This window comes from Parvimonas sp. D2, assembly GCF_035282635.1.
In the GTDB taxonomy this organism is placed as follows: domain Bacteria; phylum Bacillota; class Clostridia; order Tissierellales; family Peptoniphilaceae; genus Parvimonas.
Genome location: NZ_JAYKBO010000002.1, coordinates 309,037 through 333,027 on the forward strand (window position 1 = coordinate 309,037; position 23,991 = coordinate 333,027).

Genomic DNA, 23,991 nt, shown 5'->3' on the forward strand with positions numbered 1-23,991 from the left:
TCAAAGTCTGTAATTTGACTTTGATTTTTTTATGTTATATAATGGTGTTATACATTATCAATATAGAGTATAGAAATTTTATACTTTGTATTCTACAGAACATATAATAAATAATTCAAAGATGGGAATTGATATTTATGAAAAAGAATAATTTAACTTTAGATTTTAGTTTAGAAAATAGATTATATCATAAGAGTTTTAAAAAAATTATTAAAATAATATTGATATATTTAATTTTTAAGCTTATATTAAGTCTATATTTTATGTATAATGTTCATATGTTCAAACAAGAATTTTTGTATGGTAAAAAATTAGTATTTATGGTTGATGAAATAGAATACAAAATAGATACTATTGAAGAAAAAAAAGAAATTATTGACCTGATAACTGATTTTTCTAATAAAAGTGAAAGAATTTATTTTGCACCTTATAAATGCTTACCTAGAGTAGAAATTTCTACAGATAGTTATTATGTAAATGCTTATGAATGCTATGATTATTATTTTAGATTTATGTTAAAGGATTTTTCTGTTGGAGGAAGGTATTTAAAAGAAGAGTCTTTAAATAAGTTATTTGAAAAATATGGGAAAAAAGATTTTTTTGCTCTTGAGGGTGATTTTACAAATATTTCAGATGTTTATAAACAAATAAGGGAAAATAATAGAAGTTTTGATGTCAATTCATATATAGAAGATAAAGAAGATGTTGACGGAAAAACAATTTACCATTTATATAAAAAATATAAAGGTGCAAAAATATTAGATGGTTACGAAATAATCGTTAAAGATAATAAATTTAAAGTTACAAAAGTTGAGAACAAAAAATTTGATATAAAAGTTGATGATGCTCTTTCAAAATTTGGAATAGATAGATATTTAAAGTATAGAGAAAATAAAACTGGGGAAAAATTGAAAGTAATTAAAACTGAATTTATTCATCAAGATGGTAAATTTTATAATCGTTATGAAATAGAAGTTTCTTTTAATGGAAAAAAATCTAGAATTTTTCTATATGAAGAAAAATATGTAGGAAAATAATATTGTAAAGATAAAAAAATTTAAAGGAGACAAATTATGAAAAATAAACCTTTTAAGTTGGTATTAATACTATTTTTGTTTTTAGTTTTAATACTTTTTTATAATCATTTTAAGGTTGAAGTGGATAAAGAAATTTCAAAAACAGAATCTGTAATATTAGAAAAAGAAAAGACTATTAAAGAATATGTAGATAATGCTAATAAAGATGTAAAAGATAAAAAATTGGTAGTTGTTTATCATAAGAAAGTTAAGGATACAAATGGGAAAGTATATACTAGATATGATTTGCAAATTGAAAATGAAGATGGATCAAAATCAAAAATTTTTTCAGTTTATAGAAAAGAATAGTTTACAAAGAGTTACTTAAGTGGTAACTCTTTTTTGTTATATCAAAATATGATAAAATATTCATATCAGATTGAAAGAGGTAATTATTGTGGCAGTTGGATTTATAACAGGAAGATTTGGAGCAGATAGGACTGATAAGATTTTAGAGCTTTGTTTTGAAGAGGCTAAAAGAGAAGATAAAAAGCCTATTTATATTTTAGTTCCGGAAAAATTTACATATGAAATGGAAAAAAGATTAAGTGAAAAGCTTGAAAATAAAAAAAATATTGATCCTAATTTTAGAATTAGAGTTGTAAGTTTTTCAACTTTAAGTAAAATTGTTTTTACCAATGTCGGTGGACTTAAGGAGAGAAGACTTACGACAAGTGCTAGAAGTCTTTTAACTTTTAAAGCTATGGACTTGGTTTCAAAGGATTTGATTACTTTTAAATCCGATGATTTTAAAATGGGTTTTGTAAACAATATTATGGATATGATAATAGAGTTTAAACAAAATGATTTTTCAGTTTCAGATGTTTTTTCACTTACAGAAAATGTTAAAAATGAGTCTTTGAAATTTAAAATGCAAGATTTATATAATATTTATAAATCTTATGAAAATTTGATTGATAAAAAATACTCTGATACTGAAGATACTTTGAATATTTTTGCCGAAAAACTTGATGATTTTGAAAGTATCAAAGGAGCAACTATTTTTGTTGACGAATATATGGACTTTACACCTGCTCAATACTTGGTAATTGAAAAGTTAATCTATTTTTCAAAAAATATTTATTTTTCTCTTTTAACTGATTTTAAAAATTTACATTCAAAAATGAATATGTTTTTAAGAAGTAATTCAACAATCTTGAATATTAAAAATATTTGTGAAAATTATAATATTCCATTGCTTGAAAATATTTCACTTTCAAATGAAAGCTACTATAATTCTAAAGATTTATCTTTTTTGGAAAAAAATATTGGTACTTTTTCTCCAAAACCATATTCTAAAGATTCTGAAAATATTAGACTTTTAAAATTTAAAAATATATATGATGAAGTTTCTTTTGTTGCAGAGGAAATATCAAAATTAGTTAAAACTAAAGGCTATAGATATAATGATATAACTCTATGTATGAGAAGTTTAGACGAATATTCTTATATTATTGAAAGAGTTTTTGACGATTACAATATTGATTATTTCTTGGACGAAAAGATTTCAATTATGGAAAATCCAATTATTATTTTAATTTTATCCATTTTGGATATGAAGGATAAAAATTATTCCTATGATTCTGTTTTTAGATATTTGAAGAGCGGACTTACAGGGATTCCGGATGAGGATATTTTCCTTTTGGAAAATTATGTAATTGCAAATGGTATAAAAGGTAATCGTTGGTTTGACGAATCTTGGAACAGGTCCATCGTTCATAGTATTGAAGAAGAAAGTGATGATGAAACACTTGTAAAGATAAATGAGATAAAAAATATTGTTACTTCTCCTATAAAAAACTTGCATGAAAAGTTAAAAGGTAGAAATACCGTAAAGGATATTTGTAAATATTTATATGAGTTCACTTTGGAAATTGGACTTTTTGATAGAATTAATGAACTTGTAACTAATTTTCAAAATGAAGGAAATTTATATAAGGCGAAAGAGTATTCTCAAGTTTGGGGAAGTTTTACAGCTGTTTTAGATGAAATTGTTGAATTTATGGGAGAGGAGAAGATTGCCTACTCAAAATTTATAAATTTAATTAAGACTGAACTTGAAAATATTGAGCTTGGAATTGTTCCACCTTCAAAGGATGAAGTCTTTATTACAACTGTTGACAGGATGAAAAAACCTTCTACAAAAATAGCTTTTGTATTGGGAGTTAATGATGGAAACTTCCCGAAAAACATAGTGGATAATGACTTAATCAGTGAAAATGAAAAAGAAAGTTTAAAAACTTTAGGCTTTAATTTTTCTAATAACAATTTACTAAAAACTACTGATGAACAATTTTTAAGTTATAAAACTTTCAGTATTGCTAAAGAAAAATTGTATATAACTTTTCCAATTTCAGATTTAGAGGGAAAGAGCCTTTTAGTTTCAAGATTTGTGAAAAAAATTAAATTCATTTTTGAAAATTTGGAAGTTGGAAGCATAGATTATTTAAAAGATTTTTCTATTACGGATATTTTTGAAACTTTTTCTAAAGAGAGATTATATCAAATCTTAGTTTCCAATATTGAGGCTTTAAATTCAAATAAATTGAGCGAAAATGATAAATTCAATTTTAGAGAAATAATTGATTTCTTGATTGAGGATGAAGATTATAAATATAAAATTGAAATTTTAAAGGATAAATTAAATTACAAAAAAGAAGCTGAAAATATCAAAGATTATACTTCATTTCTTTATGAAAGTGGAAATGTAAGTATTTCAAAACTTGAAAACTTTATGCGTTGTCCTTTTTCATATTTTATAAACTATGGACTTAGAGCAAAGGAAAGAGAAGTCTATGACTTTTCTCCTGCAGATTATGGAACTTATTGCCATAAGATTTTTGACGACTTTTTTAAGGGAGTTTTTGAAAATAATATTGATTGGAGTACAATTGATAGAGAATTCATCCAAAGGGAAGTAGAAAAATTAACGGCAAAAATGGCTGAAAAGTCTAATTTTATTCTTGAAAGCTCTCCAAAATATAAATATTTTTCAACTATTACACATAAAAATATTGTTGAAAGCATAGAAATTATGGCTGAACAAGTAAGACGTGGAAACTTTGTTCCAACAGGTTTTGAAACAGAATTTGGAGATAAGTCAATAAAACCTATCACTTATACTTTAAAGAATGGGAAAGAAATTAAATTAGCTGGTAAGATTGACAGAATTGATGTTTTTAAAGGAGAAAATTTTGACTTTTTAAGAATTATTGATTATAAATCTTCAAAAAGAGATATTGACTTAAATCAAGTCTATGCAGGACTACAACTACAACTTTTTGTCTATATGAATGCAATTTTATCTTCCAATAAAGAAAGATATAAACCTGCAGGACTATTTTATAGTGATTTTACAACAAATTTTGTCGGATTTGAAACTTATTCCAAAATGCTTGATATGAACGACGAAAGTTATCATAGTGAAAAACTTAAGAAAAATAAACTTACAGGATTTGTTATAAAGGATATGGAACTTTTGAAGAATTTGGATAGGACATTGGATGCGGATAATTTGACTTCTGAAATATTACCTATTAAATTAAAGTCAAAAGGGCAAGAAATCGGAGCAAGTACATTGGGATTGACTACTGATGAATTTGAAATTGTAAATGAATTTGTTTTAAATAAGACTAAGGATATCTGTGAAGAAATTTATGCAGGGAATATTGATATAAAGCCTTTCAGATATAAAAATAAAAAGCCTTGTGATTATTGTAAATATAAATCCATTTGCAGATTTGATATTAAGCATAATAAATATAATAATATTAAGAATTTATTGACTAAAGATAAACCGAATGAGGTTTTTGAAAAAATGGATTTGGAAAATAAAGAGAAAAGAGGTGAGAGATAGTGAGTGAAGTAAAGTGGACTAAAGAGCAAAGACAGGTAATTGAAAGTAGAAATACGAATTTACTTGTATCTGCAGCAGCGGGTTCGGGAAAAACAGCCGTACTTATCGAAAGAATTATAGAGCTTGTTTTAGATGAAAAAAATCCGATTGATATCAGCAAATTACTTGTCGTAACATTTACAAAATTGGCTGCATCTGAAATGAGAGAAAGAGTAAGTAAGGCTATTGAAAAAAAACTTGAAGAAAATCTGGAAAATGAACATCTTCAAAAACAATTACTGCTCCTTAGCGGTGCTGACATCACAACTATTGACTCTTTTTGTAAAGATGTTTTGATTTCTTATGCTCATTTGGTAAATTTGGACAGCAATATAAAAGTTATAGATCCTAGCGAAAATGAAGTTTTAGCTAAAGAAGTTATGGAAGAATTATTTGAAGGGCTTTATGAAAATAATGATGAGAGCTTTTTGAGATTAGTTGACTGGTATGCCAAGAAAAATACGGATGAAGGACTTTTACAACTTTTATTGAATGTAAATAATTTTGTGAATTCTCATCCTTTTCCAAAAATTTGGCTAAATGAAAAGGCAGAATTTTTTAATACGAGTACAAAGGATGATGATTTTTATTTAGAAAATTACATCTTGTATATAGCAAAAGATGTAGATATGGATTTGGAATTTTTTGAACTTAGTATTAAAAATAATTTGAAAAAAATAGAAAATTATCCTGAACTTGAAAAATATATAGATATTTATAATACTTTGTTGGATGCTTTATCTGTTGTAAAGGAAAGTTTAAAAGACTTTTTGAAGGATAATACAAAATTTGATGAGCTTAAAAAATCATCTTATGAATTTTTAAATTCAAACTTTGGAAGTTTTAGAATTTCAAAATGTGATGAAGAAGTAAAAGAGATATACAATAAAGTTAAAAAAGAATTGGATAGTATAAAGTTGGAGATTGCAGAATCACTAGGAGCTTTAAATTTAGATTTAGAAAATATAAAAAAAGAAAGTGATTTAATCTATCCTTATGTTCGTTCTATTTCCGATGTTGTAATTAAATTTAAGGAGAAGTTTTGGGAGAGAAAACAAAAATTTAATTATGTAGATTTTGCCGATATTGAACATTTGGCATTAGAGATACTTGTAGATATTGATGAAGATGGAAATACTAAACCGTCAAAAACTGCTTTAGAATATCAAGAAAAATATTCTGAAGTTTTTATTGACGAATATCAAGACAGTAACCTAGTTCAAGAAATTCTTTTATCAGCAGTTGCAAAAGAAAATAACAGATTTATGGTTGGAGATGTTAAGCAGAGTATTTATAGATTTAGACAGGCAGATCCGAGTATTTTTATGGAAAAATATGAAAATTATTATAGAGTAGATGAAGATATTGAAAGTTTTAATAGAAAGATAATGCTCTATGCTAATTTTAGAAGCCGAAAGGAAATTCTTGAGGGAACAAATCTGGTTTTTTCAAAAATAATGAAAAAAGAAACAGGAGAACTTGATTATACTGTTGATGAAAGATTAAATCCTATGGCAAGTTTTAAAGAAAGTGATGAAAATGTCGGTGGTGCAGTTGAAATTCTTTTAGTTGATGAAAAATCTGATGATGAGGACGAAGACGAGATAATTTTAACCGATGAATATTCGGAAGATTTTGAAGAGATGAAATCTTTTAAACTTGAATGTATAAAAATTGCAAATACAATCTACAATATGATGAACAATAAAGAAAATTCTTTTAAAGTTTATGATAAAAATTTGGATGATTATAGGAAAGTTGATTACAAAGATATTGTTATTTTGATGCGTTCTCCGAGTAGTAATACAAAAATTTTAGAAGAAGTATTTTTAGAATATAATATTCCGATTTATGCAGAGAGTACGGGAGGGTATTTTGATACTTTCGAAGTTGATACAATAATTAATTTGCTTAAAATTATAGATAATCCTATGCAGGATATTCCTTTAATTTCAATAATGTATTCTCCAATTTATAATTTTACATCAACAGAATTAAGCCAAATAAGACTTGTAGATAGAGAACTTAAATTTTATGAGCTTTTAATAAAAATACTAGAAGATGAAGATATTGAAATTAGAGTAAATCTAAAGGAAAAAATTTCAAAATTTATTTCCGATTTAAAATTATTTATACAAAAAAAATCTTTAGTTTCAGCAGATGAATTAATATGGTTTTTATATAAATATACAGGATACTACAATTATGTCGGACTTTTGGATATGGGAGAGCAGAGAAAAACTAATCTAATGTTACTTTTCGAAAAAGCGAAAAATTATGAAAAAAATTCTTATAAGGGATTATTCAATTTTGTAAATTATATTCAAAAAATCAGTTTAAAAAGTGATGTTTCTGAGGCAAAATTAATTTCTGAAGATGCAAATGTAGTTAAAATTATGAGTATTCATAAGAGCAAGGGCTTGGAATTTCCTATCGTATTTCTCGCAAATACGAATAAGAAATTTAATTTTAGAGCTGATGACAGCAATTTAGTTTTGCATCAAAAACTTGGTTTTGGTGCAGTTGTTTATGATATGGATAAAAAAACTTCTTTTAACAGTATTATGAAGAAAAAAATTGAAAAATTTAAAAAGAATGAACAAATTGCTGAAGAAATGAGACTTCTTTATGTCGCAATGACAAGAGCAAAGGAAAAACTTATAATAACGGGAAGAGTAAAAGATTATGAAAATTTAAAAGAAGAAATAAGCTCCGGAATTGATGAAAGAGGCAATATAAGTAATTATAAAATTCTAAAAATAAATAATTATCTTGATTGGATATTAAGTTCTATTGATAATCTTAGTGTTTATGGAAAGAGTTTGAATTGTTTGGGGAGAGAAGAAAACTTTTTAGGAAATGAAGACTTGAAATTTCAATTAAATGTAAATACTAAAACAGAGGAATTTATAGAATATCAAAGAATTAAAGAAGAAATTAAAACAAATGAAATTATTTCTGACAAAGACGATATTGAAGTTAAACAAGAAATGCGAACTGTTAAACAATTTTTGGAAGATAGATTTAACAAAGAATATGTTTATAAAAATGTTTTAAACAAGCCATCAAGTATTACTGTTTCTGAAATTAAAAAGATGATTCAGGAAGAAGATGAAGAAAAACATCAAAAATATTATAAAGAAAATTTTGTTTTAAAAACTCCGTCATTTATTCATCAAGGTGAGGAAAAAGTCGGATTTAATTCTGCAGAAAAAGGAACTATTTTCCATTTGGCTATGCAACTTCTAGACTTTTCAAAATTTGATACAGAAGATGTTTCAAAAATAAGAGAAGAAATAAAATTGCAAATAAATTCATTCGTTGAAAAAAATATTATGAGCTTGGACGAAATAGATGCGATAAATATTAATTGGATTGTAAAATTTATTCAGTCGGATATTTTTAAGGAAATTTACATTGCAAACAAATCCGAAAAACTATTTAAAGAAAAAGCCATTGACTATAATATAAAATTGAAAAATCTATTTAAAGATGAAAATATTGAAGAAGACGAAAAAATTATGGTAGTTGGAATAATTGACCTTTTCTTTGAAAATGAAAACGGAGAAATAATTTTGTTGGATTATAAGACGGATTATGTAACAAAAGAAAATCTTGAAGAAATAAAGGTAAGATACAAAGTACAATTGGATTTATATAAATCTGCAATTGAAGATATTTCCGGAAAAAAAGTCGCTAAAAAGGGATTATATCTATTTGGAATAAATGAATTTGTTGAAATTTAGCAAAAATCAAAGTCAAAACTTGACTTTGATTTTTTAATGAGATAAAATATGATTATATATGAGAAATATGTAAAATTATATTAAATTCAGGAAAATGAATTATATAATTGATAAAATCATTAAAACATTTTATTTAGGTATAATTATATGGAAATAATATAAGTAGGGAGTTGGGGGAATTAATGAAGTCATTCATTCAAGTTTTTAAGAATTGCATCAATAAAAAAATAATTGTTATATTTGCTTCTTTGATTGTATCACTAGACAGATTAATTTTAATTTCAATATTTCCATTAATTATAACAATAAAGAGAAAAGAAGATATAATCGTTTTATTATATATTTTATTGTTTTTTATTTTCGGAGAATTTTTTAATATTTTTGTAAATTACAGTTTGGAAAAGCATGGAGAAAAACATAAAAAAGTACTAAAATTAAATATGTTAAAATCTTTTGAAAATATTGAGCTTAAAGAATTTGAAAGTGTAAATTTTAAGAATAAAATATTTGTAATAAATAATTATATTGAAAATTATATAAAAATTTCTAAAGATTGCTACAAAACTCTTATAAATTTGTTTTTAGCTCTTTTTGTGTTGCTTATTATTTTTTATATTAATGTATATATGTTTATAGCTTATTTATTCGTAATTACTTTTATTTTGTATTTAAAAAATAATCAATTAAAAGCGTCTAAAGATATTTGGATTAAATATATGGAAAATTGTAAGGAACACAATATAATAAATAATATATTGATAGATAAAGAACATTCCAATGAAAGAAAAATATTTAATGTTTTTAATTTTTATAATAAGATATTTTTACATAAGTATGACGATGCTATTGATGAAAATTTAAAAGATGCCAGAAATCGCCTGAAATTTGATTTTTTATGTGAAGTTTCAAATTATTTTATTATATTATCTATGGTGATAGCGAGTTTATATTTATATAATTTGGGAAGCATTAATATTTCCTATTTTTACTTGTTAAATAGTGGATTAATTATAATAACTGAAATAATTGGTACTGAGTTAAATAAAATATCAGATTATTTTAATTTTACAAATGGTATTAATTTATATCACGAATTTATTACAAAGAAAAAATTAGTAAAAAAAGATGTAAAATTAAGTAATTATAATATAGAATTTGATAGAGTTTTCTTTAGATATCCTAATTCAGATGAATATATAATTAAGAATTTTTCATTTACCTTTGAGTTTGGAAAGAATTATTCAATTTTAGGTAGAAATGGTTCAGGAAAGAGCACTTTAATTAAGTTGCTATTAGGATTGTATAGAGTTGAAAAAGGTAATATAAGAATAGGTGGTGTTGATATAAATGATATATCATTAGAACAGAAGTCAAAAATATTTTCTGTACTTTTTCAACATCCTAAAAAGTATCCATTTACTATTTTTGAAAATATAAATTTAGAAGAATCTCAAAAAGGAGATTTAGACATAGATAAGAGCATTGTTGAATTTGTTGAAAATTTTAATGATGGAATAGATTCATACACCAGTATTAATTACAAGAATAATGTTAATCTTTCAGGGGGTCAGTGGAAAAATATATTTTTTAATAGAGTTTTTTTGAGAAAATCAAAAGTTTTTATTTTTGATGAACCTACTTCTAATTTAGATCCTTTTTTAGAATTAGAATATTATAAAAATATACAAGATAAAATTTCTGGAAGCTTAAATATATTTATTTCTCATAGACTTGGAATTGTTAAATATACTGATATAATTTTATTGATTGAAGATGGAAATTTGATTGAATCGGGAACACATAATGAATTAATTTCTTATGGAGGAAAATATTTTGAAATGTATGAAATTCAAAAATCAATTTTTGACTAATATAAAGATGATATCTAGGTGTATTAATCTATTTTATAGTACATATAGAAAAGAGTTATTTATTATGATATTAGTTACAATAATAACCGCTTTGACTTATATGTTTGGTATGATTTATACTAGAGAATTTTTTAAAGGGATAGTTATTTTTAAAAATGAGGATTTTAATATTTTTTTTAAGAATATTGTGTTTTCATTTCTTCCATATGTTACATTTTTATTTATAATAGCTATAAAGAAAATTTACTTTGATAGATACTATATACAATATATCTTAATTCCAAATTTTGAAAAAATTTTAAAAACAAAAATTCAAAAAAAGTGCTCTGAAATTGAAATTATAGACTATGAAAAAAATAATATAAATGAAAAAATTCATGAAGCAACAGTTTGTAGCACAAATATATTTAGACTTGTAGAGACTGTTATTTCATACTTTGGTTTAATTTTGAATATTGTATTAATTTCAAATTTTATTATTTTTATTAATATAAAATATCTATTTTTTTTAATACTAATATTATTTCCTTTAATTTTAGAAAATTATTTTAAAGGAAGATACATTACTAAATATCGTTTAGACTTGAACTTATATGAAAGAAGAGAAAAAGAGATTGAGAATTGTATTTTAGAAGATTCAACTTATGCAGAATTTAAAATATATAATACTTTAGATTTTGTTTTAAAAAAATTAAATAAGGTATTTAATGAACACAATAAGAAGTTTTCTATTTTGAATAAGAAGATATATATCATAGAATTAATTTCGAAATTATTAATATATTTAGGAAAAATATCAATATATCTACTGGCTACATTCGATTATATAAATACCAATGATATCGGTAATTTGATTATCGTTATAGTGGGTGTAAATATAATTTCAAAATTTATTGAAGAAATTTTTTCACTACAAGGATATATTATGATGTTCTCTAAATTATCTGTACCATACTTTGAATTTATGAGCTTAGAATTTGACAAAGAAAGCTTGTATAATGATGATTCTGTGGAATTATCTAATTTGAATTTTAAATATCCAAATGCTAAAAATTATTGTTTAAAGAATATAAATTTGAAGATAAATAAAGGAGAGATTATTGCTATAGTAGGTAAAAATGGTTCTGGAAAAAGCACTTTAGCAAAGATTTTACTTGGATTATATAAGTCTAATGAGTCTGGAGGTACTAGATTAATTTCAAAAAATTCAGTTGTTTTTCAAGATTTTTGCAAATATCCTTTAGATGTTAGAAATAATATCGAGTTAGGCAGTGAATCTAGTGAAGATTCTTTTTCTATTATGAAATCAATGGGATTTAAAAATGAATATTACAAAAAACTATTAGGAAAAGAAATAGGCGGACTAGAGCTGTCGGGAGGACAGTGGCAAAAACTTGCTATATGTAGAGGAATTTACAAAGATAGCGATTTTTTAGTTTTAGATGAACCAACAGCAGAAATAGACCCTATTTTTGAAAAAGATATTTACAATATTTTCAAAAAAATTTTATCTGGCAAAACAGGTGTAATTATAACTCATAGATTAGGTAGTATAAAATTTGTAGATAAGATTATAATATTAGATGATGGAGAAATTTTAGCTTATAATACTCATAACAATTTATTAAAAAATTGTGATTATTATAAGAAAATGTGGGATGCACAAAAGCAAAATTATTTATAATTAATATCTTATATACTTTAAAGGAGAAGTTTCATTTATGAAAAATAAGAAATTTTTTAAAACCATATCAATAATTTTGGCTCTAATATGTATAGTATTTTTATCCATATTTTTAAGGTATAGATATGAATTACATTCTTTAAAAAATGAGATTATAAATAATAAAGTGGTTAAAGTATATTTTGATGGAAGTGGATATACTGCAAATTTAGAGTCTGATGAGGATAAAAAAGAATTTTTTAATTTAATTTCTGATTTTAAATTTAGATTTAAAAATACAATGGAAGACACAGAAAAATCTTCTCCTTCTGTAGAAACAGAATTTAATGGAAATGAAATATTTCTTTTTGTTTATTCAAAAACTTCAAGGATTGATTTTAATCTTAAAAATAAATATTATTTGTTGAATTATAAGAGAAAAGATATTTTTGAAAAAAGTTTGATTAAATTATATGAAAAATTTTGCAAAAATTACAAAGAAGACAGTAATTATATTAAGTTAAAACAGAGAAATTAATTTTTAAAAAATCTTATAATTTTGTGATTTGAGTTCTTGATTTTATAAAAACATAGGTGTATAATATATATGTTTTCAAGGGTGATGAAAATAATTCTTGAAAAATATATTTTAAATAGATTGTAATTTTGACAATCTGATTTAAATATAATCTTATTTAATTTTTTGATGGGTATATTACTAAATATAAATTATAGTATTTAGGAGGAAAAATGATAATTTTTTATGGTTCAAAAGTAAGAAGTAAAAAAATAGGAGAAACAAAAGAAGAGTGTTATTGTGATCATTGTAATAATACATCAATATGGACACTTTATAATGATAAAAGATGGTTTACACTATTTTTTATTCCAATTTTTCCATTTTCATCAAAGAAGTTTTTAGCCTGTCCAGTTTGTGGATGGGGAATTAATATAGATGATAAAAATTCTGATAAAATAATGCCATTAGTAAAATTATATGATAAGTAGCTTTATGCTAAAAAATATATTTTAAATATATAGGGTAAATAATAACTGATTGAACAATTAAAATTTTTATATTGAAAATTGTTGGTTAAGGCAAGATTAAGTTTATTATATATGAACTTATTGTAAATTAAAATATTACACTAGATAATAAAATTTCAAAATTGTTTACAATAATTGAACTTGTCATTCCGTGAACAATTTTGAAATTTTTTATCGCAAATTTGGAAGTGCATTTTTACGAATGCGCTTTTGTTTTGGAGAAATTTTTAAAAATTTAATATTTTTAGAAAGGAGGCATTTATGGAAAGTTTTATAAAAAATATATTTGATATTGATAAGGGTGCTGAGGATTATCAACAAAGATTAGAAGTTGAGAAACAAAAGCTACTTAAAGATAGAAAAGATAAGATGAAAGTTATAGATGACGAGTATAACAAAGTTTTGGAAGAAGAACAAGAAAATCTTAAATTACATCTATCTTCAATAGAAAATGAAGATAAAAATAAGCTTGTTGAATATAATGAAAAATCTGAAGCAATAAAGAGTGTTTTTGAAGATAAAAAAGAAATCTTGATTAAAAATTTTGCTGATTCTCTTTTAGAAAGCGGTGAGTTTTATGGGGAATAATTTTCATTCAATTAATGCAAAAATTGGAGTTTTAAGAAAAGGAATTTTGAATCAGTCCGATTATGATAAAATTTTATCTTTTGAACAAAGGCATGAGATTGTGGATTATTTAAAGAATAATATATTATATAAATATGAAATTCCTATGTATGAAGAAAAATCTATGAGAAATAGATATGATACAGAATTTATGATTAATAAGATTGAGGCAGAATTGCTTGAAAAATTAAAGTTTTTCCTTTTTGGTGATGATAAAAAGATTATAGAAGCTATGCTTATGAAGTATGAATTTAAAGATATAAAAATAATTCTTAGAAGTATTGTTGAAAATGAAAAGATAGACTTGGAAAGAGATACAATAATGTATAAGAAAAATAAGCATATTGATTATTCTAAACTTGTAAATTGTGAAAATTTTAATCAGGCTCTAGATGTATTGAAAGGTACAATTTACAAAAAGGCAATTGCTTCTCTAACTGATGAAGATATATTTAGATTGCATTTTCATGTTGAAATGAAATTGGACAGTTTGTATTTTTTAACTATGAAAAATGCTATAGATAAATTATCAAAATCAAGTCAAGCAATTTTTAATGATTATTTTTCTACTTTAATAGATACAATAAATCTTCAATGGATAATCAGAGCTAAAAAATATTATGATTTACCGAATGAAGAGATTTACAGTTATAGTTTACGATACGGTAAATACATTACAGGTGATTTTTTAAAGGACTTGGTATATAGTGATAGCGTTGAGGCTATTATTGAGAAAATAAAGAAAACTAAATTAAGACATACTCTTGAAGATGCAAATGGAAATACTATTGTTTCGAATAGAAATATCAAAGAATATGTTTATCTTAGCCATTTAAAGAAACTTAAAGACTATGATAATTCGATTTCAACTTTACTTAAGTTTATTATTCAGCTGAATATTCAAAATGAAAATTTAATTAGAATAGCAGAAGCAAATAAGTATAAACTAAGTAAAAGTGAAGTAAAAGAATATTTAATAAATATTCATTGATTTAGTTAGGGGGTGCTAAATTGGCTGTTGAAAAAATGAAAATGATGAATCTCGTTGCTTTAAAACAGGATGCACACAGTATTCTTAGAGAAATTGTTTTGAATGGCTCGATTCATATTACAAATGCAGGAAATTCAGAAAATTTCACAATGAAGTATATGGATTCTCAAATAGGAATTTTTAATGATATGGGTGTTGCTGTTGATAAAATAAGACCATATCATAGAGAAAAAGTTTTTAAAAAGAGAAAATATAAAGAACTTTTAGATCAGATGTTTGATTTCTTTAACATTAAAGAAGATGATGTTACTTTAAATGATTTAAAGAATTTAAATTATAGTGAAAAACTTAAATTATTAGATGATATATCTTTGAAATCTTCTTCAATAAAGACTAGGGAAGATGAGAATAGAAAAAAGAGAGCAGAAATTAAAATATTATTAAATGCTGTTGAATATTTTTCTGATAGTGATATGAAAATATCTGAGTTTTACAATTTAAAACATATTAATTTTGATATGGGAGAAATTTCAAAAAATTCTTGGATAAAATTAAAGGCAAATTATGAAAATATTAAGGGAATAGTTGTGCATTTAGGAACTAGTAGCTATGGGGAAACTGTGATAATCTTTACTCCTTCCGTTTATGCAAAAGATACAAAATATTTTATTCGTTCTTTGTCCTTTGATAGAATTGAACTTCCTAATGTAGATATTTCTTTTAAGGATTTTATAAAGAATAAAAATGCTGAATTGGAAAGTTTAGAAAGAGAACAAGATGAAATTTTAAAGGAAAAAGCTGAATTTAAGGATAAATATTTGCAAGATATTTTAGGTTTCTATTACAGATATAAAATTATTGAAAAGATTGAGGAACTTGAAGGACATATTGCAGAAAGCAAAAATTTTATTTTATTAAGTGCTTTTGTTCCTGAATCTAAAGTTGAAAGTATAAAGAATTCAGTAGAAAAAGTTTCAGAAAGTGCTTTGATATATTTTGAAGATGATAATGAAATTCCTTCAAAATTTAAGATACCAACAAAGTTAAAAAATAATTTTATTTTAAGACCTTTTGAAGCATTGGTAAAGATGTATTCAATTCCAGATTATAAGGAAACGGATCCTACACCATTTTTTGCAATAACATATTTACTTTTATTCGGAATGATGTTTGGAGATGTAGGACAGGGTTTAATTTTTGTAATAGCAGGAATGTTATTATCTAAAAAATTTGGTGTTATTGCTAAAATTATTCAAAGAATTGGACTTTCATCAATGTTTTTCGGATTTGTATATGGAAGTGTTTTTGGAATTGAAGAGTTAATTCCTGCATTGGTTATAAGGCCGATGAATGATATTAACACAATACTTGTCGCAACAATTGGACTTGGTATTTTAATGATATTAATTGCATATATTATCAACTTTAGAAACTTAAAGATGAGAAAAGAATTTGGAAAATTATTTTTTGATAAAAATGGATTATCAGGATTTTTATTCTATATCTCATTTATAGTAATTGTTTTAAATACTGTTTTGTTAAAAAATTATGTAAGTGTAAATGTATCTTCAATGATTACAATAGTAAGTGTTGTAGTTTTGGTTGTAACTTCAACATTGATGTTTATGAAGCCAAAACTGGTTCCGATAATTAGTAAGACAGAAGAAAAGGAAGAATTTTCTCCTGTTGAAAGTGGTTTTGAAATGTTTGAAACTGTTATGGGATTCTTTTCAAATACTCTTTCTTTTATTAGAGTTGGAGCTTTTGCGATTAACCACGTCGGACTTTTTATGGCATTTCATGCTTTAGGACAAATGCTGGGTTCAAGTATTGGAAATATATTTATGATTGTTTTAGGAAATATATTTATTGTTTGTCTTGAAGGACTAATAGTTTTCATTCAAGCAATAAGATTGGAATATTATGAATTATTCAGTAAATATTTTAATGGCGAAGGAATAAATTATGAACCATTAAGAGTAGAATTAAAAGAAGAAATTTAGGAGGGAAAATATGAAAATTACTTTATTATTAATAACATTAGGAATAGGAACAACTATTTTAACAGGTATATCTTATTTAAGAAAAGGAAAGAAAACTACAAAATCAGGGTTAAAAAAGGCAATAGCGATTAATGTCGTTTCAATTTTAGCTTTATTTTTAATGGGACTTATTCCAGATATTGCATTTGCAGCAGAAACTACACAAAGCACATCAAGTTCAGCGAGTGGAATGGGATATTTAGCAGCTGCCTTATCAACTGGTCTTGCAGCAATTGGTACTGGAATTGGTGTTGGTCAAGCAGGTTCAGCAGCAATCGGTGCAGTTTCAGAAGATTCTTCAATTTTAGGTAAAACACTTATTATTCTTGGACTTGCAGAAGGTATTGCTATTTACGGACTTATAATTTCAATTATGATTTTACAAAGAGTTTAGGAGAATTCTATGATAAGTTATCTTATATCTGATAATACAGATACACTTGTAGGAATGAGATTAGCCGGTATAACTGGAGTTGTTTTAAAGACTAGGGAAGAGGCTTTGGAAGAATTTAATGATTGTCTAAATAATAAGGAAATTGGAATTTTAATTTTAACTGAAAATATTTTTAACCTTATTAGCGAAGAAGTTATGGAAGTTAAATTAAAAAATACTTTTCCACTTATAGTTGAGATACCGGATAGAACAGGTTTGAAAAGAGATCCAAATTTCATTACAAACTATATAAACGAATCAATAGGAATTAATATTTAAGGAGAAATCTTATGATAACAATTGAAGATAAGATAGAGTCATTCAAAAGAATACTAAATGAAGAAATTGATGAAAAGTATGATGAAGAGTTGAAAAAAATTGCTTCCGAAACTGAAAGATTAATTACAGAATATAAAGCTAAAAAATATGAAGAAATTGAAAAATTAAAGAGAGAATATAGAACAAAACTTGAAAATAAGACAGATAAAATTCGTTCAAAGACTTTAAAAGAAGGACAAGATATCATTTTAAATACGAATAAAGAAATTTACGATGAATTTTTTAAAGCTCTAAAAGAAGAATTAAATACCTTATATATGACTGAAAAAGGCGCAGAATATTTAAAAAACACATTAAAAAATGTGAAGTCAGAAATAAATTCTAATGATATTGTTTATGTTTATGAAAAAAGTTTTGAAAGAGATAAGGAAATAGTAAAAAATGTCTTAGGAGATATCAAGGTTGAAAAAAGTCTTGATATAAAAGTTGGAGGTTTTGAAATAGAAAATGTGGAAAAAACATATAGATTGAATTATTCACTAGATTTTCTGTTGACAACAAAATACCAAAAGATTTTAGCTAAGTTGAAAAAAGAATTAGGAATAAACAATTAGTTAATAATTGTAATGAGGAGAAAGGTAATGTATAATATACCTAAAATAATTGATATAAATGGTCCTGTTGTTAAAGCAGACAGTATGGGAATTTACAAAGTTAGAGATATGGTTTTGGTTGGAGATAAAAAGCTAATTGGAGAAATCATATCTATTGACGAAGATGTAGCAACTATACAAGTTTACGAAGAAACACAAGGACTAAAAGTTGGAGAAACTATAGAAAGTACAAATGTTCCACTATCAGTAACATTAGGTCCGGGAATTATAGGAAATATATTTGACGGTATTCAAAGACCGCTTGAAAAAATATATTCAATGACAGGAGAATTTATTGCAGAAGGAATAGGTCTTGTGTCTATTGATAAAGAAAAACAATGGGATGTTGAAATGCTTGTTAAAGTTGGTGATAAATTATCTGCAGGAGAAATTTTTGCAACAACTCAAGAAACAAGTTTTATAGAACATAAAATTTTAGTTCCACCAACTGTTAGTGGTGAAGTAATTGAAGCTTTACCATCAGGAAAATATAATTTAGAGACTGATTTAGTAACAATAAAAGATGAAGATGGAAAAATTCATAATTTAAAAATGTATCATCAATGGCCTGTAAGAATACCGCGTCCAATAGATGTGAGAATGCCAATTTCAAGACCTTTAGTAACAGGACAAAGAGTACTTGATGTTTTCTTTCCAATAGCAAAAGGAGGAACTTCAGCACTTCCGGGTGGATTTGGTACAGGAAAAACTATGACTCAACATCAACTTGCAAAATGGTCTGATGCTGATATTATAGTTTATATCGGCTGTGGAGAACGTGGTAATGAAATGACAGATGTTCTTGAAGAATTTCCAAAGTTAATTGACCCAAGAACTTCAAAACCGCTTATGGAAAGAACAATTTTAATAGCAAATACTTCAAATATGCCAGTTGCTGCTCGTGAAGCTTCAATCTATACTGGAATAACTATTGCAGAGTATTATAGAGATATGGGTTACCATGTTGCAATAATGGCTGACTCAACTTCAAGATGGGCAGAAGCGTTAAGAGAAATTTCTGGAAGACTTGAAGAAATGCCTGCAGAAGAAGGATATCCAGCATATCTTCCTTCAAGAATTGCACAATTTTATGAAAGAGCGGGTTATGTTGAAACTCTTTCCAAAAGAGAAGGTTCAATTACAGTAATTGGTGCTGTTTCTCCACCAGGTGGAGATTTTTCTGAACCGGTAACTGAAAATACTAAAAGATTTGTTTCAGCTTTTATAGGTTTGGATAAGAATTTAGCATATATAAGACACTATCCTGCTGTAAACTATCTTACAAGTTATAGTGGTTATACTACATTGATTAAAGAATATTATGATGAAAATGTATCTCCTGAACTTTTGAAATTAAGAGCAAAGATGATGGAACTTCTTTCAGAGGATAATAAATTGAACCAAATTGTTCAATTAGTTGGTGAAGATGTTTTACCAAATGATCAAAGAATTGTTATAGAAATTGCAAAAGTTTTAAAAAAGGGATTTTTACAACAAAATGCAATGCATGAAACAGACAGCTATGTTCCTTTAAAAAAACAATTTGAAATGTTAAAAGTAATAGATAATTTATATATGAATTGTACTTTAGCGGTAAAACAACAGGTTGCACTTACTCGTATAAAAAATGATGATTTATTTGAAGAAGTTATTAAGATGAAATATAATATTCCAAATGAAAACTATGATGAAGCATTTGAAAAGTTAAATGCAAAAATCAATAGCTATTATACTGCTTTGATAGACGAAAATCAGGGAGAGTAGGTGATAATTATGCAAAGACAATATTTAAAACTAGAAAAAATAGATGGACCTTTGATTGTGCTTAAAGGTGTAGATAATGTCAGCTATGATGAAATGATGGATATAGTAATAGATGGAAGTGAAAGAAGAAGAGCCAAGGTTGTTAGAATTCAAGGAGATAAGGTAATTGCTCAAGTTTTTGAGGGAACAACTGGAATTTCAACACAAAATTCTGCTGTTACTTTTACAGGAACTCCACTTGAAATTTGTCTTAGTAAAGATATTTTAGGAAGAACTTTTAATGGTGTAGGAGAACCAATTGACAATGGAGATTATATTATTTCAGAGAAAAAATATAATGTTAATGGAAGACCTATGAATCCAGTTGCAAGAGAATATCCAAGAGATTATTTGGAAACTGGAATTTCAGCTATTGATACTCTTACTACTTTAATTAGAGGACAAAAACTTCCGATATTTTCATCAAATGGTTTGACACATAATGCATTAGCGGCTCAAATAGTTAGACAATCCAAATTAAAAAATTCTGACGACAAATTTGCGATAGTATTTGCAGGAATGGGAATTAAATATGATGATTATGAATTCTTTAAAAGTGCATTTGAAGAATCAGGAGCATCATCAAGAGTTGTTTCATATATAAATCTTGCTGATGCACCAATTGTTGAAAGAATTTCAACACCTAGAACTGCATTAACTGCTGCAGAATATCTTGCCTTTGAAGAAGGAATGCATATCTTAGTAGTTATGACTGATATTACAAGTTATGCAGAGGCCTTAAGAGAAATTTCTTCTGCAAGAGAAGAAGTTCCTAGTAGAAAGGGATATCCTGGATATTTGTATTCAGATCTTTCTACATTATATGAAAGAGCAGGAATGGTGAAGGGAAAGAAAGGTTCAATTACTTTAATTCCTATATTAACAATGCCTAATGATGATATAACACATCCAATTCCTGACCTTACAGGTTTTATTACTGAAGGACAAATAGTTTTATCAAGAGAATTATTTCAAAAGAATATTTATCCACCTGTAAATATTTTGCCTTCACTATCAAGGCTTATGAAAGATGGTATTGGAGATGGATATACAAGAGAAGATCATGATCAGGTACAATCTCAATTATTTGCACTTTATTCAAAAGTTATCGAAGTTCGTTCGCTATCACAAATAATTGGAGAAGATGATTTAACACAAATAGATAAAATTTATATGGAATTTGGTAGACAGTTTGAACAAAACTTTTTAAGTCAAGATTTTGATGAGTCCAGAACTATTGAAGAATCACTTGATATTGCTTGGGATTTATTCAAACTATTCCCTAAAATTGAACTAGACAGATTGGAAAGTAAATATATAGAAAAATATGGAAGGTGGTAATATGATTCAAAATATTGCTCCTACAAAGTCAAATCTATTAAAAATCAAACAGGATTTAAAATTATCTAAGGTAGGCTATAATCTAATAGATAAAAAAAGAACTGTACTAATAAAAGAAATGATGCAACAAATTGAAAAGGCAAAAGAAATTCAAGAAGATGTAAAAGTACTATTTGAAAAGGCATATTCAACATTAGAAGAAGCAAATATAACTATGGGAGTTATGAATGTGCAAGACATTTCCTTATCAATAGATAAGTCAGAAAATTTTGAAATTTCTTATAAATCCATTATGGGACTTGATGTTCCAAGTGTAAAATACGAGCATGGAACTTTAAGACCTCATTATGGAATGTATATGACAAGCCCCGCAATTGATGAGGCTATAAAAATGTTTCAAAAAATAAAAAGACTTGTATATAGACTTGCGGAGACTGAAAATACAGTTTATAAATTGTCTATAGAAATAAAAAAGAACCAAAAAAGAGCAAATGCTTTAGATAAAATTCAAATTCCAAATCTTGAAGAAACTGAAAAATATATATCAGAGGTTCTCGAAGAAAAAGAAAGAGAAGATTTTTATAGATTAAAAAAGATTAAGAAAAAGAAAAATGTGTAGTATTAAAGGAGCAAAAGCTCCTTTTTTCTTGCTTATATATGTTTAATGTGTTAAAATTAATTTAATAGATTAAAATAAAAGGTGAAATTATGAAAAGATTAATTAATATTTTCTTTAATGACAATATAAAATCCTTAGAAGCTTTTATCAAGACAAAAGAACTATTTGAAAAAAGAGGCTTTGAAATTTCTGAAACATTTAGAGAAGAGGCAGAACTTAGCATTTGTATAGGTGGAGACGGAGCTTTTATAAGAGGTGTACACAATTCTGACTTTCCTAAAGTTCCTTTTGTTGGAATAAATACAGGAACTCTTGGATTCTTTCAAGAAATTAGTTTTGATAAAATAGAAAAATTTATAGATGATTATATAGAAGAAAAATATATTATTGATAAAATTAGATTATTGGAATGTGATTTAAAAACAAATGATATTGTGTTTTCTAATAAATGTTTAAATGATTTTGTTATTAAGTCAAACAGTTCTGAAATAATTCATTTAGATGTTTATATAGACGATAATCATCTTGAAACATTTGCTGGAGATGGTTTAATAATCTCAACGCCTTCAGGAAGTACTGCTTACAATATGTCTGCAGGAGGAAGTATTATGCATCCATCATTAAGAGGATTTCAATTAACACCATTAGCTCCAATATTTTCAAAAGTTTATAGGACTATTTCAAATTCATTGGTAATTCCTGATACATCTACTTTAAAAATAGTTCCGTTGGAAAATCAACACAAAAAAATTAGTTTTGTTGCCGATGGGATTGAAAAAGACTATACAGATGTATCATACTTTGAATTTAAAAAATCAAGGTTTAAATTGTATAAATTAGTATTCAATGAAAACTGGTACTGGATAAATATGAAAGATAAGTTCTTATAAGAAAATCTTATAATAGACTTTATATCTATAGAAAATTAATATAAATAAAATGTTGAAATATTCTTTAAATATGTTATAATGGAATTAGATATAAAGCTTAAATAAATAAAAATATTATATGATTATATAATAATGAGTTTATTTAGTTGCTTTTTCATATAATGTTCCGATATAAAACAGAGAAGATGAGCCATTTTAAGCTTGTCTTTTTTGTTATCTAAAAAAATTAGAAGGAGAAAATTTATGGAAATGAGAAGAAAGGATAGAGAACTAAGTATAGAAGAGGGAAAAGAATTACTAAAAAACGGAGAATATGGAATTCTTTCAACATCTGATAGCTGTAATCAACCTTATGGAATACCATTGAGTTATGCATATTGTAATGATGTTATATACATTCATTGTACAAACCAAGGTGGACATAAATTAAAAAATATAGAAGAAAATTCTAAAATTTCTTTTACAGTGGTAGATAAAGTTGAGAGATTACCAAACCAATTTTCAACAAAATATATGTCTGTAATTGTATTTGGAAAAATTTCTATAGTTGATGATGAGGAAAAAAATAAGGGTATTCAGTCAATCTTGTTTAAATATTCTCCTGATTTTGTAGAGTCAGGAATGAAATATATTGAAAAAAATATTGAAAAAATTCATATACTAAAAATAATTATAGATAAAATTTCTACTAAAGGACGAAAAAAGTAATAATTATAATATAAAAAAGAAAGAAAACACTAAAAATATGACAAAAAGGTATTGACTGAAAGGCGGAAGGCTGATATAATATTAAGGCACTCAAGAAGGGACTAGATAGGAAGATACCAAAGAGTAGTTTAAAAGCATAAAAAATAATAAAAAAAGTGTTGACAAACGAAAACAATGGTGATATAATATTAAGGTCGCAACAAGAGTGACACGAACCAAGAAAAGTAAACAGTGATAAAAACTTTGAGAGTACAAAGAAAAACAATAATTTAGGTGTAAAAAAGTCAGCGAGAGCAGACGAACTTTT

The 23,991-nt window shown here is 25.5% G+C and carries 19 protein-coding genes; all 19 read left to right on the forward strand.

Features of this window, described 5'->3' with window-relative positions:
* Window positions 1–137 precede the first annotated feature (137 nt).
* A complete protein-coding gene (locus VJI77_RS04075) occupies window positions 138–1,037 on the forward strand; it encodes a hypothetical protein (protein WP_323988377.1) in 900 nt (299 codons plus the stop codon).
* Window positions 1,038–1,073: 36 nt separating this feature from the next.
* Window positions 1,074–1,385 carry a hypothetical protein gene (locus tag VJI77_RS04080; protein WP_323988378.1) on the forward strand — a complete coding sequence of 104 codons (312 nt, stop codon included), beginning with the start codon at window positions 1,074–1,076 and terminating at the stop codon, window positions 1,383–1,385.
* Between the two features lie 88 nt (window positions 1,386–1,473).
* Window positions 1,474–4,932, forward strand: a complete 3,459-nt coding sequence (locus VJI77_RS04085) for a PD-(D/E)XK nuclease family protein (RefSeq protein ID WP_323988379.1) — start codon at window positions 1,474–1,476, stop codon at window positions 4,930–4,932.
* Window positions 4,932–8,717 carry a helicase-exonuclease AddAB subunit AddA gene (gene addA, locus VJI77_RS04090; RefSeq protein ID WP_323988380.1) on the forward strand — a complete coding sequence of 1,262 codons (3,786 nt, stop codon included), beginning with the start codon at window positions 4,932–4,934 and terminating at the stop codon, window positions 8,715–8,717. Before VJI77_RS04085 ends, addA begins: the two co-directional genes overlap by 1 nt.
* A gap of 182 nt (window positions 8,718–8,899) precedes the next feature.
* Window positions 8,900–10,588 (forward strand): ABC transporter ATP-binding protein, encoded by a 1,689-nt coding sequence (locus tag VJI77_RS04095; RefSeq protein WP_323988381.1) that lies wholly within the window; start codon window positions 8,900–8,902, stop codon window positions 10,586–10,588.
* On the forward strand, window positions 10,560–12,272 hold the full coding sequence (locus VJI77_RS04100) for an ATP-binding cassette domain-containing protein (protein WP_323988389.1): 1,713 nt from the start codon (window positions 10,560–10,562) through the stop codon (window positions 12,270–12,272). The genes VJI77_RS04095 and VJI77_RS04100 overlap by 29 nt, the downstream gene beginning before the upstream one ends.
* Window positions 12,273–12,309: 37 nt before the next feature.
* Window positions 12,310–12,789 (forward strand): hypothetical protein, encoded by a 480-nt coding sequence (locus VJI77_RS04105; protein WP_323988382.1) that lies wholly within the window; start codon window positions 12,310–12,312, stop codon window positions 12,787–12,789.
* Window positions 12,790–13,001: 212 nt separating this feature from the next.
* A complete protein-coding gene (locus VJI77_RS04110) occupies window positions 13,002–13,259 on the forward strand; it encodes a zinc-ribbon domain-containing protein (protein WP_323988383.1) in 258 nt (85 codons plus the stop codon).
* 300 nt (window positions 13,260–13,559) lie between these two features.
* On the forward strand, window positions 13,560–13,886 hold the full coding sequence (locus VJI77_RS04115) for a hypothetical protein (protein WP_029949386.1): 327 nt from the start codon (window positions 13,560–13,562) through the stop codon (window positions 13,884–13,886).
* Complete coding sequence (locus tag VJI77_RS04120; RefSeq protein WP_323988384.1) at window positions 13,876–14,916, forward strand: V-type ATPase subunit; 1,041 nt, start codon at window positions 13,876–13,878, stop codon at window positions 14,914–14,916. The genes VJI77_RS04115 and VJI77_RS04120 overlap by 11 nt, the downstream gene beginning before the upstream one ends.
* 20 nt (window positions 14,917–14,936) lie before the next feature.
* Window positions 14,937–16,919: a V-type ATP synthase subunit I gene (locus VJI77_RS04125; protein ID WP_323988385.1), complete on the forward strand. Its 1,983-nt coding sequence runs from the start codon at window positions 14,937–14,939 to the stop codon at window positions 16,917–16,919.
* A gap of 10 nt (window positions 16,920–16,929) precedes the next feature.
* A complete protein-coding gene (locus VJI77_RS04130) occupies window positions 16,930–17,352 on the forward strand; it encodes an ATP synthase subunit C (RefSeq protein ID WP_269721045.1) in 423 nt (140 codons plus the stop codon).
* Window positions 17,353–17,361: 9 nt separating this feature from the next.
* The gene (locus VJI77_RS04135; protein ID WP_004832024.1) at window positions 17,362–17,670 is read left to right on the forward strand and encodes a V-type ATP synthase subunit F; all 309 of its coding nucleotides are present in this window, start codon (window positions 17,362–17,364) and stop codon (window positions 17,668–17,670) included.
* 11 nt (window positions 17,671–17,681) lie between these two features.
* Window positions 17,682–18,284, forward strand: a complete 603-nt coding sequence (locus VJI77_RS04140) for a V-type ATP synthase subunit E (RefSeq protein ID WP_323988386.1) — start codon at window positions 17,682–17,684, stop codon at window positions 18,282–18,284.
* 27 nt (window positions 18,285–18,311) lie between these two features.
* Window positions 18,312–20,087, forward strand: coding sequence for a V-type ATP synthase subunit A (locus VJI77_RS04145; RefSeq protein WP_293438987.1), 1,776 nt, complete (start codon window positions 18,312–18,314; stop codon window positions 20,085–20,087).
* 9 nt (window positions 20,088–20,096) lie between these two features.
* On the forward strand, window positions 20,097–21,467 hold the full coding sequence (locus VJI77_RS04150; RefSeq protein WP_029949394.1) for a V-type ATP synthase subunit B: 1,371 nt from the start codon (window positions 20,097–20,099) through the stop codon (window positions 21,465–21,467).
* Window position 21,468: 1 nt separating this feature from the next.
* On the forward strand, window positions 21,469–22,086 hold the full coding sequence (locus tag VJI77_RS04155) for a V-type ATP synthase subunit D (protein WP_009354515.1): 618 nt from the start codon (window positions 21,469–21,471) through the stop codon (window positions 22,084–22,086).
* Window positions 22,087–22,175: 89 nt separating this feature from the next.
* Window positions 22,176–22,976, forward strand: a complete 801-nt coding sequence (locus VJI77_RS04160) for an NAD(+)/NADH kinase (protein ID WP_009354632.1) — start codon at window positions 22,176–22,178, stop codon at window positions 22,974–22,976.
* Window positions 22,977–23,219: 243 nt separating this feature from the next.
* Window positions 23,220–23,684, forward strand: coding sequence for a pyridoxamine 5'-phosphate oxidase family protein (locus tag VJI77_RS04165; protein WP_323988387.1), 465 nt, complete (start codon window positions 23,220–23,222; stop codon window positions 23,682–23,684).
* The last annotated feature ends 307 nt before the right edge of the window (window positions 23,685–23,991 follow it).

Bases quoted from the DNA above. Each gene is read 5' to 3' on its own strand.
- VJI77_RS04075 (WP_323988377.1), top strand. From the start codon at position 138: ATGAAAAAGAATAATTTAACTTTAGATTTTAGTTTAGAAAATAGATTA.
- VJI77_RS04080 (WP_323988378.1), top strand. From the start codon at position 1,074: ATGAAAAATAAACCTTTTAAGTTGGTATTAATACTATTTTTGTTTTTA.
- VJI77_RS04095 (WP_323988381.1), top strand. From the start codon at position 8,900: ATGAAGTCATTCATTCAAGTTTTTAAGAATTGCATCAATAAAAAAATA.
- VJI77_RS04100 (WP_323988389.1), top strand. From the start codon at position 10,560: ATGAAATTCAAAAATCAATTTTTGACTAATATAAAGATGATATCTAGG.
- VJI77_RS04105 (WP_323988382.1), top strand. From the start codon at position 12,310: ATGAAAAATAAGAAATTTTTTAAAACCATATCAATAATTTTGGCTCTA.
- VJI77_RS04110 (WP_323988383.1), top strand. From the start codon at position 13,002: ATGATAATTTTTTATGGTTCAAAAGTAAGAAGTAAAAAAATAGGAGAA.
- VJI77_RS04115 (WP_029949386.1), top strand. From the start codon at position 13,560: ATGGAAAGTTTTATAAAAAATATATTTGATATTGATAAGGGTGCTGAG.
- VJI77_RS04120 (WP_323988384.1), top strand. From the start codon at position 13,876: ATGGGGAATAATTTTCATTCAATTAATGCAAAAATTGGAGTTTTAAGA.
- VJI77_RS04130 (WP_269721045.1), top strand. From the start codon at position 16,930: ATGAAAATTACTTTATTATTAATAACATTAGGAATAGGAACAACTATT.
- VJI77_RS04135 (WP_004832024.1), top strand. From the start codon at position 17,362: ATGATAAGTTATCTTATATCTGATAATACAGATACACTTGTAGGAATG.
- VJI77_RS04140 (WP_323988386.1), top strand. From the start codon at position 17,682: ATGATAACAATTGAAGATAAGATAGAGTCATTCAAAAGAATACTAAAT.
- VJI77_RS04145 (WP_293438987.1), top strand. From the start codon at position 18,312: ATGTATAATATACCTAAAATAATTGATATAAATGGTCCTGTTGTTAAA.
- VJI77_RS04150 (WP_029949394.1), top strand. From the start codon at position 20,097: ATGCAAAGACAATATTTAAAACTAGAAAAAATAGATGGACCTTTGATT.
- VJI77_RS04155 (WP_009354515.1), top strand. From the start codon at position 21,469: ATGATTCAAAATATTGCTCCTACAAAGTCAAATCTATTAAAAATCAAA.
- VJI77_RS04160 (WP_009354632.1), top strand. From the start codon at position 22,176: ATGAAAAGATTAATTAATATTTTCTTTAATGACAATATAAAATCCTTA.
- VJI77_RS04165 (WP_323988387.1), top strand. From the start codon at position 23,220: ATGGAAATGAGAAGAAAGGATAGAGAACTAAGTATAGAAGAGGGAAAA.